This is a genomic window from Ectobacillus sp. JY-23, from assembly GCF_023022965.1.
Taxonomy (GTDB): domain Bacteria; phylum Bacillota; class Bacilli; order Bacillales; family Bacillaceae_G; genus Ectobacillus.
Genome location: NZ_CP095462.1, coordinates 1643758 through 1657643, shown reverse-complemented (window position 1 = coordinate 1657643; position 13886 = coordinate 1643758). Strand labels below are relative to the sequence as shown.

General features: G+C 41.8%; 12 protein-coding genes and 1 pseudogene. 11 read left to right on the top strand and 2 right to left on the bottom strand.

From position 1 onward, the window contains the following. The first annotated feature begins 4 nt into the window (after nucleotides 1–4). Nucleotides 5–1288, top strand: a complete 1284-nt coding sequence (gene obgE / locus MUG87_RS08635) for a GTPase ObgE (RefSeq protein ID WP_247087067.1) — start codon at nucleotides 5–7, stop codon at nucleotides 1286–1288. A gap of 298 nt (nucleotides 1289–1586) precedes the next feature. Further along, complete coding sequence (gene pheA, locus MUG87_RS08630) at nucleotides 1587–2438, top strand: prephenate dehydratase (RefSeq protein WP_247087066.1); 852 nt, start codon at nucleotides 1587–1589, stop codon at nucleotides 2436–2438. A 26-nt stretch (nucleotides 2439–2464) separates the two neighbouring features. On the opposite strand, the gene MUG87_RS08625 is transcribed toward pheA, so the two are convergent. Beyond that, on the bottom strand, nucleotides 2465–3010 hold the full coding sequence (locus tag MUG87_RS08625; RefSeq protein ID WP_247087065.1) for a transcription repressor NadR: 546 nt from the start codon (nucleotides 3008–3010) through the stop codon (nucleotides 2465–2467). Continuing rightward, the gene (locus tag MUG87_RS08620) at nucleotides 3007–4152 is read right to left on the bottom strand and encodes an IscS subfamily cysteine desulfurase (protein ID WP_247087064.1); all 1146 of its coding nucleotides are present in this window, start codon (nucleotides 4150–4152) and stop codon (nucleotides 3007–3009) included. Before MUG87_RS08620 ends, MUG87_RS08625 begins: the two co-directional genes overlap by 4 nt. A 316-nt stretch (nucleotides 4153–4468) precedes the next feature. Between MUG87_RS08620 and nadB the strand changes: the two genes are divergently transcribed. The 9 genes and pseudogenes from nadB to ruvA all read left to right on the top strand — a co-directional run bounded on the left by nadB (nucleotide 4469) and on the right by ruvA (nucleotide 13882). After that, complete coding sequence (gene nadB / locus MUG87_RS08615) at nucleotides 4469–5956, top strand: L-aspartate oxidase (protein WP_247087063.1); 1488 nt, start codon at nucleotides 4469–4471, stop codon at nucleotides 5954–5956. Between the two features lie 15 nt (nucleotides 5957–5971). Beyond that, complete coding sequence (gene nadC / locus MUG87_RS08610; RefSeq protein ID WP_247087062.1) at nucleotides 5972–6805, top strand: carboxylating nicotinate-nucleotide diphosphorylase; 834 nt, start codon at nucleotides 5972–5974, stop codon at nucleotides 6803–6805. Nucleotides 6806–6819: 14 nt separating this feature from the next. After that, the gene (gene nadA, locus MUG87_RS08605) at nucleotides 6820–7926 is read left to right on the top strand and encodes a quinolinate synthase NadA (RefSeq protein ID WP_247087061.1); all 1107 of its coding nucleotides are present in this window, start codon (nucleotides 6820–6822) and stop codon (nucleotides 7924–7926) included. A 272-nt stretch (nucleotides 7927–8198) separates the two neighbouring features. Then, nucleotides 8199–8351: pseudogene (gene safA / locus MUG87_RS08600) on the top strand (SafA/ExsA family spore coat assembly protein); the annotation flags it as partial. Nucleotides 8352–9822: 1471 nt separating this feature from the next. Further along, entirely contained in the window at nucleotides 9823–10794 is a 972-nt protein-coding gene (locus tag MUG87_RS08595) for a phosphotransferase (protein ID WP_247087060.1), read from the top strand. A gap of 78 nt (nucleotides 10795–10872) precedes the next feature. Further along, nucleotides 10873–11625 carry a YhcN/YlaJ family sporulation lipoprotein gene (locus MUG87_RS08590; RefSeq protein ID WP_247087059.1) on the top strand — a complete coding sequence of 251 codons (753 nt, stop codon included), beginning with the start codon at nucleotides 10873–10875 and terminating at the stop codon, nucleotides 11623–11625. 104 nt (nucleotides 11626–11729) lie between these two features. Beyond that, the gene (locus MUG87_RS08585) at nucleotides 11730–12548 is read left to right on the top strand and encodes a DUF2785 domain-containing protein (protein ID WP_247087058.1); all 819 of its coding nucleotides are present in this window, start codon (nucleotides 11730–11732) and stop codon (nucleotides 12546–12548) included. 111 nt (nucleotides 12549–12659) lie between these two features. Then, complete coding sequence (locus tag MUG87_RS08580) at nucleotides 12660–13184, top strand: BofC C-terminal domain-containing protein (protein WP_247087057.1); 525 nt, start codon at nucleotides 12660–12662, stop codon at nucleotides 13182–13184. 80 nt (nucleotides 13185–13264) lie between these two features. After that, nucleotides 13265–13882: a Holliday junction branch migration protein RuvA gene (gene ruvA / locus MUG87_RS08575; protein ID WP_247087056.1), complete on the top strand. Its 618-nt coding sequence runs from the start codon at nucleotides 13265–13267 to the stop codon at nucleotides 13880–13882. Nucleotides 13883–13886 lie beyond the last annotated feature (4 nt).

Genomic DNA, 13886 nt, shown 5'->3' with positions numbered 1-13886 from the left:
AATAATGTTCGTAGATCAGGTCAAGGTATACGTTAAAGGCGGAGACGGCGGAAACGGAATGGTTGCCTTTCGTCGTGAAAAATATGTGCCAAACGGTGGTCCAGCAGGCGGAGATGGCGGAAAAGGTGCTAATGTTATTTTTGTAGTAGAAGAAGGCTTGCGCACATTGATGGATTTCCGTTATCAACGTCATTTTAAAGCGCCGCGCGGAGAGCACGGTATGAGTAAGGGACAGCATGGTAAAAATGCGGAAGATATGATTGTTAAGGTTCCACCAGGTACGGTGGTAACCGATGCGGCTACTGGTCAGGTAATTGCTGATTTGGTAACACATGGACAAGAAGCAATTATTGCACGCGGTGGTCGTGGTGGTCGCGGCAACAGCCGTTTTGCGTCACCGTCAAATCCAGCACCAGAACTTGCCGAAAATGGAGAGCCAGGCCAAGAGCGCGATGTTATCCTAGAGTTAAAGGTGCTTGCGGATGTTGGCTTGGTAGGTTTCCCGAGTGTAGGTAAATCTACTTTGCTATCAGTTGTTTCAGCCGCCCGTCCAAAAATCGCAGCATATCACTTTACAACAATTGTTCCTAATCTTGGTATGGTAGAAACGGAAGACGGTAGAGGATTTGTTATGGCCGACTTACCAGGATTAATTGAAGGTGCGCATGAAGGTGTGGGTCTTGGACATCAATTCCTTCGTCATATTGAGCGTACACGCGTAATTGTTCATGTGATTGATATGTCCGGTATGGAGGGACGTGATCCGTACGAGGATTACATTACTATCAATAATGAGTTAAAAGAATATAATCTCCGTTTAACAGAGCGCCCACAAATTGTGGTAGCGAACAAAATGGATATTCCAGAGGCAGAGGAGAATTTGGAAATTTTTAAGTCCAAAGTAGGACCAGATGTAAAAGTCTTTCCAATTTCTGCGGTTACAAGACAAGGCCTACGCGACCTGTTGTTTACAGTAGCTGACTTGTTGGAGACCACACCTGAATTCCCGCTCCATGAAGTGGAAGAAGGTTCGGCGCGCGTTATGTACAAATTTGAAAAAGATGAGCGTAACTTCTTTATTTCTCGTGAAAGTGATGGTTCCTTCGTTGTATCCGGCGGCGAGATTGAAAAGCTATTTAAGATGACAGACTTCAGCCGTGAGGAATCAGTACGCCGTTTTGCGCGTCAAATGCGCGGTATGGGTATCGATGAAGCACTTCGCGAACGCGGTGCGAAAGATGGCGATATCGTTAAAATTATGGAATATGAATTTGAGTTTATTGATTAAGCTGCCAAATTTGGCAGCTTTTTGTATGTTACTCACAATAAAACCTCCTGTTGCCCAAATTTCCATTATAATGGAATAGGGAGAGGAGGATATGTACGATATTTTAAGTGGCTTTCTGATATTGAAAGAGATTGTTTGCAATGTCAGTCCCTCATGCGTATAGGTATGACACGGAAAGGAATAGAGAGAATCGCGGTTTGGGAAATGGGCACAATCTTTTTGTTTGAATATTCTAAAAGATATAGCGGAAACGTATGTGACATGTTATAAATAAAGGATATATAAAAGAGGTGAGGATATGGGCAATAAAATTGGGTACTTAGGACCGGAGGCAACGTTTACGCATATGGTGGTAAATCATTTCTTTCCAAATGAAATGCGTATGCCCTATGCAACCATTCCCGACTGTATAGACGCGGTAGCAAACGGGGAGATTGATTATGCAGTTGTCCCGCTAGAGAATGCGATTGAGGGCTCGGTTAACATTACGATTGATTACTTAATTCATGAGCAGCCATTGACGATTGTGGGTGAAATTACCGTGCCTGTTCGGCAACACTTACTCGTGCATCCTGACCGAGCAGAAACATGGAAGCAAGTACAGGCTGTATATTCACATCCGCATGCAATTGCGCAATGTCATAAGTTTCTCAACAGTGAACTAAAGGGTGTGCGTACAGAGGACATGACTTCAACAAGTGCGGCCGCAAAATTTGTGCATGAAAACCCAGAGCAGCATATTGCGGCAATCGCCAACGAGGCTGCAGCAGAAAAATACGGATTATCTGTTGTGAGACAAGATATCCACACGCATAAGAACAATCATACAAAATTTATTGTGTTGCATAAGCAGCAGTCATGTTTACCAGCAAAATACGAGCCCCACGGTGAAAAAACAACCTGGATGATCACGATGCCATCCGATTATGCTGGTGCTCTTTACCAGGTTCTAGCGGCTTTTGCGTGGCGCAAGCTAAATCTTTCTAAAATTGAATCGCGTCCTATGAAGACAGGACTTGGGAATTATTTTTTCTTAATTGATGTGGAAGGAAGCTATGCAGAAGTATTACAGAACGGCGCAAAGATGGAGCTAGAAGCATTGGGATGCTCTGTTACCTTATTGGGAACGTATTCGTGCTTTCGATCTTAAAAAGGTGCAGCAATTGCTGCACCTTTTTAAGATTGAATCAGGAAACCGGCGAAAGCGAGTGCCTCACAAGCAGCATCCAGCTTATCCTCCGCATCTGCTTCAATTGTATGCAGATGAATGCCGCCTGTAAGCTGGGATAAGTAGGAGGCATTTGTTTCCGCGATTTTTTTTAAATACTGTCCAATTTCATAACGATTGCTCACCATAATTGGTGCGGTTATATCTCCATATACCGGATGCTCCACTTTTACATCTTTAATAGTAACACCGTGATCTACTAAAAGTGTCAGCTCGTCACTTACTTGGTCCGGCGTATGATTACAAGCAATCACACGCTCATATTTTGGTAGCTTAGAAATAGGTTTCAAGTACACGTATCCTTGTGCCGTAGCCATAATTGGTTCATTTCGCGCTTTTAACAGGGAAATATCTTGCACAATTACTTGACGACTTACATTGGTCTTTTTTGACAGCTCACTTCCCGATAAAGGACGCGTTGCTTCCACCAACCACTGTAAAATAAGTGATCTGCGTTCCTCTCCTAAAATTTTCTTTTTATCTTGATCTGTCATTGCGAAACGACTCCTTTATACTCATCAATCATGGTTTGTAAAATATGCAGTGTGGTCTCTAACTCTTGCTTAGTTGTATGTCTTCCGAATGAAAACCGAATATATTGTTTTGCTTCTTCTGCTGTTCTTCCAATAGCAAGCAGGGTGTTAGAAGGTTCTTGCTTGCCAACTTGACAGGCGCTGCCTACCGAAATCGCGATGCCGTGCCGGTTGCACGCAAGCATCGTATATTGCCCTTCAATACCTTGTATTCTTGCTGCTGCGATGTGAGGCAAGTTGGTAGACGGATGGCCTTCTATATACACTGGATGTGTAATGTTTTTCAAGCCTTGTAGGAAGAAGTCACGTAATTCGTATAATCTGGTGGTCTCCTTTGGTTGAGCCGCTATGGCATCTTGAGCAGCAGTCAAAAAAGCTGCAATACCGGGAACATTCACCGTACCGGGACGAAATCCTCCTTCATGAGAAGTGCCTGTAAAAATGGGCTGCCAGCGAACACGTGGATTCATATAACAAGCCCCTACACCTTTTGGGCCGTATAATTTATGAGCTGAAATAGATAAGCTGTCAATGCACATATCTTGTATATGAATTGGAATTTTGCCAAAGGTTTGCACACAGTCCGTATGAAACAGAATATCATGCTCATGTAAAAAATGACCAATTGCGCGAATATCTTGTATCGTCCCAATTTCGGAATTGCCATGTTGAATACTCGCTAAGATTGTGTCAGGGCGGATTGCCTCTTGCAACGCTTCTAGTTGTACGACCCCATATTCGTCAACAGCCACATATGTGACTTCGAATCCTTTTTTCTCAAGCTCATGAAAGTAATTGCGAATGGATGCGTGCTCAATAGGAGTGGTGATGATGTGCTTACCCTTATGCTGATGTGCGGTAATTAACGAATGTAACGCAAAATAATTTGCTTCTGATCCTCCACTTGTAAAGTAGACACCTTGTTCTTTACCGCCCAATAAGCTTGCTAATGTTTGTCTGCAAATATGAAGTAAAGCAGAAGCATTGGAACCGATATCATGCAGGCTCTGCTCATTTCCAAAATACTGCTTTGATGCCTGTAAGAAGGTTTGCAAAGATGCATCGCTCATCGGTGTTGTGGCTGCATAGTCTAAATAAATCATAGCATATTCCCCTTGCTGGATTAAAGTTTAACAAAAGAACGGTACAAATAAAGGTTCGTGTCTGAAGCAAGAATGTAGCAGGATATGACAGATTGTTACATGTATGCTGGTTGCTCTTTTTTATCTGCAGAACATCATTATATCTATATAGTGTACCATACCTTGTTTATTTCTTTGTATATAAACTTACATTTTTTTCCTAAGTGTGGATTCATAAAAAAGGTCTTGTCATCAGTTTAAATATATGTAAATATAGGTGTCAAGACATTATAAATGTGAAGGCGATGTTAAATTATGATTAATAGGGGGCACTTATATGCCTAACGCAGATGTTATCATTGTAGGAAGCGGACTTGCGGCTCTTTGTACCGCAGAAAAGCTTTGTCAGCAAAAGAATGTGATAATTATCACAAAAAGAAACTTGAAGGATAATAATTCATATATGGCGCAGGGCGGGGTTGCGGCCGCGGTCGCACTGGATGATCATTGGCGTTATCATTATCAAGATACAATGGAAGCCGGTTGTTATCATAATAATCCCGAAGCTGTTTCTTATCTTGTACAGCAAGGTTCCAACGAGGTTCGAAGGTTGCTTCGAGAAGGTATGTTATTTGATGAGGATGAAAGCGGTTTAAGCTTAGGCCGTGAAGGTGCGCATGGAAAAAGGCGCATTTTGCATGCAGGCGGTGATGCGACGGGTAAATATCTACTAGAACATATGCTTGAGAAAGTCAAAAAGCATGTCACTATTATTGAGCACGAAATGGTATTGGATTTGATCATAGAAGAGGGTATATGTAAAGGAATCATGGCAAGGGACGATCAGCATATCACTCATTACTATGCACCTTACACTGTTTTGGCGACTGGAGGAATAGGTGCATTGTATGCATTTAGTTCTAATCAGAGCACCATTACAGGAGATGGTATTGCCATGGCCTATCGAGCTGGTGCAAAGTTGGCAGATTTAGAGTTTGTCCAGTTCCATCCAACCATGCTATATATAGATGGTGCTTGTAAAGGATTGATTTCCGAAGCCGTTCGAGGCGAGGGAGCTGTGCTACGTAACGGTAAAGGAGAGCAATTTATGAAGCGCTATGCGCAAGGAGACTTATCACCGAGAGATATTGTATCGAGAGCCATACATGAACAGATGTTACAAGGTGAAAAAGTATATCTGGATATCAAACCGGTCGCTAGATTTGAAGAGCGGTTTCCTAGTATTTCTGCACTTTGTGCCGAGCATGGAGTGTGTATTGCTGATGGAAAAATTCCTGTTGTACCAGGTGCTCATTTTCATATGGGCGGCATTGCCACAAATTTAGATGGAGAAACGAGTGTTCCGGGCTTATATGCTGTAGGTGAGGTTGCTTGTAATGGGGTTCATGGAGCAAATCGGCTAGCCAGCAATTCCTTACTTGAGGGTATTGTATTCGGCGGACGGCTTGGCGAATATCTTCTTCAAAAACGTGAAGAGACGTTTTCTAGACCTCTTCATAAAGAGGTCTTGTATTGTGACACCCTCCTTCCAAAGCAAGAAGAACTTCAACACATGATGATGACTTATGCAGGAATCGTCCGAACCGAAGAAGGGCTACAGCATGCGCAGCGATGGTTGAAACAATATACTGTGCATGCAGGAAACGCTATTGAGCCCACAAATGAGCAAATGAAAATGAAAAATATGTTACTAGTAGCATGGCTCGTTGTTACGGCAGCTTTAAACAGGAGAAACAGTATTGGCGGTCATTTCAGAAAGGATTTTCCTCATCAAGAGGCATCTGAACTTCACGTCATAATCTAAAAGGGGCATATAAATATGAATACAATTAAGCTAAAACAGGCACTAGAGCAGTTTTTTGTAGAGGATATAGGGGAAAGGGATGTCACAACAGATCTTATCTTTCCTACAGGCTTGCAGGCAAAGGGAACTTTTTTGGTAAAAGATGAAGGCATACTAGCCGGCACGGATATTATCGCTACGGGGTTGAAATTGTTAAGTGATGATGTTGTTGTGGAGTTGCATAAACAAGACCGTGAAACAGTGAGATATGGTGATGTTATTGCGACTGTATATGGGCCAATTCGGACCTTATTGACAGGAGAACGTGTGATTTTAAATCTGCTGCAACGAATGAGCGGTGTTGCTACGATTACACACAAGGCAGTCCAAGCATTAGATAGCAGTCACACTCGTATTTGTGATACACGTAAAACGTTGCCGGGATTACGAATGTTTGACAAGTATGCAGTCACATGCGGAGGGGGCTTTAATCATCGCTTTGGTCTATATGATGGTGTGATGATTAAAGATAATCATATTGCATTTGCCGGTTCCATTACAAAAGCAGTGGAAGTTGTAAAGAAAGAGCTTGGTCATATGGTAAAGGTAGAAGTGGAAACGGAAACGCAGGAGCAGGTGCTTGAAGCAGTTCAAGCTGGTGCAGATATTATTATGTTTGACAATCGTACACCCGAAGAAGTACGCACGCTGTGTGAGCTTGTTCCATCAAGTATCACAACTGAAGCGTCAGGCGGTATTACACTGCAAAACCTGAAGGATTACGGAGATACGGGAGTAGATTATATTTCGCTAGGTATGCTTACACATTCTGTAAAAGCGTTAGATATCAGTTTTAATATTGAGGTATAAAAGGGGATATGATCATGGATATTTTAGAATTGGCACAAGGTGTGCAAGTCACGTTGCCGCAAAGATACAGCGAAATGACGCGAGAAGAAATGGAAGTGCGCGTTCGTGAAATCAAAGAACATTTTGGTGAGAAATTGTTTATACCAGGACATCATTATCAAAAAGACGAAGTTGTTATCTTTTCAGATGCGACTGGTGATTCCTTGCAATTAGCACAAGTTGCTGCGCAAAACAAAAAGGCAAAATATATCGTATTTTGCGGTGTTCATTTTATGGCAGAAACAGCGGATATTTTAACAACAGATGAACAGGTTGTCATCTTACCTGATATGCGTGCAGGTTGTTCTATGGCTGATATGGCTGATATTGAACAAACAGAAAGAGCTTGGCCCAAATTGCAGGAACTGTTTGGCGATACAATGCTTCCATTAACATACGTAAACTCAACAGCTGCTATTAAAGCGTTTTGTGGTCGCAACGGGGGCGCAACAGTTACATCATCTAATGCCAAAGCAATGGTAGAATGGGCGTTTACACAAAAGGAACGCATTTTCTTTTTACCAGATCAACATTTAGGACGCAATACCGCGTACGATTTGGGAATACCACTTGCGCATATGGCGGTTTGGGATCCACAAACAGATACGCTAGAGTATGAAGGAAACCTTGCTGATATTAAGGTGATTTTGTGGAAGGGGCATTGCTCTGTTCATCAAAATTTCACAGTGAAAAACATTGAAAATATACGCAAACAGCATCCTGATATGCGCATCATTGTCCATCCCGAATGCTGCCGAGAAGTTGTAGCAGCCTCAGATGATGCTGGTTCAACAAAATATATTATTGACACCATTGAGAAAGCGCCGTCTGGTAGCAAATGGGCAATTGGCACCGAAATGAACTTAGTCAAACGCATTATCGCACAGCATCCTGATAAGCATATTGTATCATTGAACCCGTATATGTGCCCGTGCTTAACGATGAACCGAATTGATTTACCCCATTTGTTATGGGCATTGGAGTCTTTAGAAAAGGGCGAGGAAGTCAATATCATTAAGGTAGATCAGACAATTGCAGCAGAAGCAACATTGGCGCTTAATCGCATGTTGGCCCGCGCATAATCATTTCTTAAAGGTAGCGAAATGTTCGCTGCCTTTTTTATTTGTTCATTAGAGGTATTTGCTGATTCTCGCAGCAAAGTTTATTCTTTTCAAGAATTTCATCTACTTGTTTCCATCTCTGTAGCATTCTAATAGTACTTTTTATGGTTTTTTGTCCTTTCTCATCTCACATGTACATAAATGTATTTCTCCGCGCATACATTGTGATGAAGTAGCAACTTGCCTGAACATACCGTTTCTATTATAGAGAAGTCGTACAGGAGGGGGAAAACGTGAAAATTCACATCGTGCAAAAAGGAGATACCCTGTGGAAGATTGGGAAAAAATATGGGGTAGACTTAGAAACGTTAAAGCAAGCTAATGCACAGCTGAGTAATCCTGACTTGATTATGCCTGGCATGAAGATTAAAGTGCCATCAACTGGTGCCAAATATGCCGGAGGAGGATCAGCACCTCCAAAAGAGTATATGAAACAGACAACACCAGCTCAGCCACAAAATTTAACAATTTTGGACGAAGATGAACAGCAAGCCCAAACTGGCCCAGCTTCTGAGCAACCAGCCATGCAAATGCCAATGGGCAAGCAAAAGGAAACACAGTTAAAGCCAGTGCAAAAGGAAACGCCGGTGACAGCTCCGCAAAAAGAAAAGCCGGTGACACCGCCTGTACAAAAACCGGAAGCGCCGATTGCTGAGAAGCCAGCACAAAAGCCAGAGGCACCGATTGCTGCTAAACCAGCACAAAAGCCGGAAGCTCCTCTTAAAGATGTAACGAAGTTTTCCGTAAACATTTTACCGCAGCCACCGCAGCCGCCATCTAAGACTTTTAATATGGCAAACGAGTTTAAAGTACCGACAACTAAAACAGAGCCTATCGCAACAAAGCCGGCAAACAAAGACAATATGATAGCACCTGCTGCACAAAAGGATAACGTTGTGGAATCAGCTTTTGAAGCAAAAAAAGATGTTGCGCAAGCTGCAAAAGATAACCAAAATACAGCACCGGCAGCAAATAAAGCAATGCCACTGATGGAAGCACCAAGCTTTACAGCACCGGCAGCAAATAAAGCAATGCCACTGATGGAAGCACCAAGCTTTACAGCGCCAGCAGCTAATACGGCAATGCCAATTATGAATGCGCCAAACTTTACTGCGCCCGTTACAGATAAAGCGATGCCAGTTATGAACGAACCTGTAGCACCGCAGGCTCCAGAGGCTGTAATGGGGCAAATGGATGTGCAACAACCTTATCCGGCTTATAATAATATGCCGCCTGTTGATCCTAGTATGTATATGAACCCAGGTTATCCACAATACGGTTCACCAATGATGCCATACGATATGAATCCATACCCAATGCCGTATGATATGTCGCCAATGCCGTATGCACCGGCATATCCGCCGCAAGGTATGATGCCGTATATGCCGCCTACACCGTACCCACCGCCATATGCACCACAGGGGATGATGCCATATATGCCACCAATGCCTTACGCGCCGCAGTATCCGCCCCAAGGTATGATGCCATACATGCCACCTGCGCCACAATATCCGATGCCATATCCGGAATATGTGCAAGGTATGATGCAGGAGTCATCTTCCTTGATGCAACCAAATCATCATGCACCTTATGAGTCATCATCCCTGTATATGCCAAATGCGGCACCAGGAATGGATAACTATTCACCACAGGCACAAGGAGATTGTGGATGCGACGATCAGCAATCGAGTTATCCGTATGCACCACCACCAATGTCAGGTGGACCATATTATCCATTCAACCCGCAACAGGCACCGTATTACCAGTCCATGCCATATGTACCTTACGCACCGCAACCGATGGCGCCGTATTATCGCCCGGATCAAGCTGCAATGTTTGGCGTGCCGAGTGCGGACGATGATACAGAATAAACAAGGAAAAGGCGATGCGTTTACCGCGCGCCTTTTTTCGTTCTTACGCACATATATGCCAGTTTACCGTATTGTGCAGCTTAAGACGTTTGTGTATATGGTGTATACAGAGGAACATATATATATTGTAAAGGGGTACAAAGAAATATATAAAGTCCACCAACAGTCCTTGTTGTTAAGCGAGCTACAACAGGTTGGCTTTTCTCAAACAACATGCATACGACCCTTTGCGTCCAATGTATTATATATGCCTTTCTCAGACGTATATTGGTTAGTGATGGATTATATTAGTCATACAGAATTATTTACGCTTGCACAAAAAGAAAATCGGTTTGCGGGACTTCAAGTGTTAACGAAATATCATCAATATGCAAAGTTGTTGCCGCAGCATATACGTTCCATGGTACCTAAGCTGGATTGGCTTGTGAAATGGGAGAAGCGTTTGCGAACGTTTTTTCATTCTCGAGATGAAATTTCACGATATGTAGGGTCGGAAATTGTAAGTGATATCCTAGGTTGGGCATATACTGCGCTACGAGCATTATATATGGAAGATATACGTCGTTTACCATCATGCGTTCTCCACGGTGACGTAGTAGCGCATAATTTTATTAAAGCAGAGCAGGTTTACCTAATTGATTTTGATTGTGTAAGCTATGGCCCCTGTATGTATGATTATATCAAGTATTTTCATGCGATAATGCCTGATTTGAGCTGGGATTATGAAGCGATTTGTGAAGAATACACAGAGTATCCTTTTATGAATATAAAAGTATTTTTACTGGGCTTGATATTTCCAGGAGACCTGTTACGAGAGTGGCAGTACTTCATATTATTGCCTGAAGAAACGAAAACATTATTTGAAGAAAAAATCATTACATTCACCATAGAGCATTATGAAAAGCGTACATCATGTTTAAGACAGTTGTTACAACGTGCAAATCAAGTTAAATACTGACAGTTTAAAACCCCTTCTAAAGCGCAAGCTAATACAGAGCCATTTTCATGGCTCGATTTTGCAGAGGGGGTCTTTGTATTGAACAAGAAACTTAAGATTGTGGCAACTTCATTGTTGGCGGTGGGCGTCTTGGCAGCTTGTAATACAGATAAAAAAGACACCGCTATGGAACGATATAAAGAACAAACAGCAGATGATTTTGCATATGAGCGTACGTCTTACTATGGCTTTGGTGATTATCCAAACTCTTATGGATATGGTCCAAGGCCAGCTAGTATCACGGATCGTTATAGCGATTTAAATATGAATCGTGTAGCGTATCGTGAGCCAAAAACAGATCATTACGGCAACGTAAAGTATACAAAGATTAACCAAGACATTCATAAAAACAAAGAGAAAGTGGGATATAATTACTATGGTGACCGCAATTTCCACAGTCACCTTGATAATTCTTATCCTACACGCAACGTTACTATGAATGGATACTATACAAATGGAGACGGCGCAACTTCTGAAAAAATTACCAATCGTGTCAAACGATTAAATGAAGTAGATCGTGTCTCAACTGTTGTATATGGAAATGATGTATTAGTTGCTGTTAAATCTGATGGAACAATGAGTGAAGGTAAGCTCAAAGATAAAATCCGTCAAGTAGCGATGCCATATACAAAAGGAAGGAATTTACAAGTTGCGGTGAACGAAAGTATGTATAACCGCGTAAATAAAATGAACACCAATTTGCGTGATGGAACGATGACAAACGACATGAACAAAGATTTAGAAGATATGTTCCGTTCTGTACGTTCCGATTACAATCGTATGACGCGCTAAGAAAAGCGAAAGAAGGTAAAAAGGGAGAAGCAGGGTGCTTCTCCCTTTTTCGTGTAAAGACATGATACAATAATAAATAAGAAGTGTAGAGGGGATGAATACATATGACAAACGAACAGGAGTTAAAAAGAGAGCTACAGGCTATTCAGAAAAATCATTATGATGTACCGGAAGATGTAGATGCATACCCATATGCGCAATGGATGCTTGATTTCATAGGCTCGACTGATGCTGAATTGCGCGACGAGCTTATTTATAGTACGTTGGCTAAATGGATTAAAAATGGCGTATTTCGTGACAAAGAGCTGCGCGGTTTACTACTTCAAACATTAAGTGAAGATTATCTATTTTATGGAATCGGAGAAAAAGAAACAGATTCTGTATTTAAACGAGCATTTTCTGTACTCATACCCCCGCTGATATTGTCTATTCACGAAAAAAAGCCGTTTCTTTCACAGGAACAATTATATAGTGTAGCTGAACAGGTGTTGGAATATATATACCTTGAAAAAGATGTCCGGGGATATGTAGAAGGCAAAGGATGGGCCCATGCAACGGCCCATGCTGCGGATGCACTTCATGCATTAGCACGTTCATTGCCTGAGCAGTGGTTTGCATTAGAATTACTGAAGGCAGCTCATCATATGATAGCAAAGCAGGATTATGTATATACAGACCTTGAAGATGAACGATTAGCAAGCGCTATATTTGCAGTATATGAACAACAGGTATTATCGGCGGAAGAATGGAGAAATTGGTTATATACACTAGTTGACTTTAAGGCGTATAGACCACAAAATGGAGTGGTTCTTCAAAATATGAAAACATTTGTACGAACATTGTATTTTCGAGCGGAAAAGGAGAAAATGCATGTCTTCAAACAAGAAATCCTAGGCGTACTATGGGAGATAGAGGGCAAATAAGTTCCTAACATATAATTCCTACTTTGCAAATTCTGCTAGATGTAAGGATAATTTCTAGTTTTTAGGGAAGCCTATCTAACAGAAGTTACCATGTGCAAAGAGGTGAAGGCGATGAGCTTCCTAGTGAAGGTAATCTTAACCGCGTTTGTGTGTTGCTCTTTTATAGGCTTATCAATTCCTACTTCGTATGAAGCAAAAATTCCGAACGACATGGTTGGACCGACTAAGAAACCTACTGTAACTATTATCTTACAGCGCACGTATTTGGATGGGGAAGTAAGCGAAGAGATGTTTCGCGTAGATACGGTGAGTCTCGAAGATTCATTGCGCCGCTATAAAAATTGGCAATTAGTAGATCGAGATGACGTACAAATTGTACTGCAAAAGCGTGTAAATGATATATCTCCTTTACTTAAAACAAGCGGTTATTTTGGCGTTTCCAAGGAAGGTATTTTACAGATTTTTAAAGGCATCCCTGATGAAAAAAATGCTATTCACTCGTTTTTTCAGATTGATATGGAGAAGCTGAAAAGCTATCAAAGAGAGAAATTAGAACGTGGTATTCGTGTCAAATCTAAACAGCAGTATGAAGAAGTAATCGACATGATGAAACCCTATTCTGTGAAAAAGGACTAGCCGAGGCTAGTCTCATTCTTTTTTGTACGGCTTCATTGTGGTAGAATGGAATACATGATTAAAAAGGGAGAGAGCTTAGGTTGTTTGAATATATCACAGGTAGTGTTGAGTTTGTAGGACCAGAATATATTGTTTTGGACCATAATGGAATTGGTTATCAGTTATTAACACCTAACCCTTATATGTTCCGTAAAAGCGAACAACAAATTCGCGTGTATACATATCAATATGTAAGAGAAGATGTTCTTGCGCTATATGGATTTCAATCGAGGGAAGAGCGTGCACTATTTATGAAATTAATTAGTGTGTCTGGGATTGGGCCGAAGGGAGCGCTTGCTATTTTAGCGGCGGGACAAACGAAACAAGTTGTACAGGCTGTCGAGCAAGAAGATGAGAAGTTTTTGGTTAAATTTCCTGGGGTGGGGAAAAAGACAGCGCGACAAATGATTTTAGATTTAAAAGGCAAGCTGAATGACCTTGTGCCGGATGCTTTGCCTGATTTATTTTCTGCGCCGGATGCATTTGAAAAGTCTGGGAGTGTATCCGTAGAATTGGATGAAGCACTTGAGGCCTTAAAGGCTCTTGGTTATGCAGAAAGAGAAGTTGCTCGTGTTGTACCTGAGCTTATTAAAGAAGCCTTATCTACCGACCAATACATTAAAAAGGCGTTGCAGCTTCTATTAAACGGTAAGAGGTGAGTAG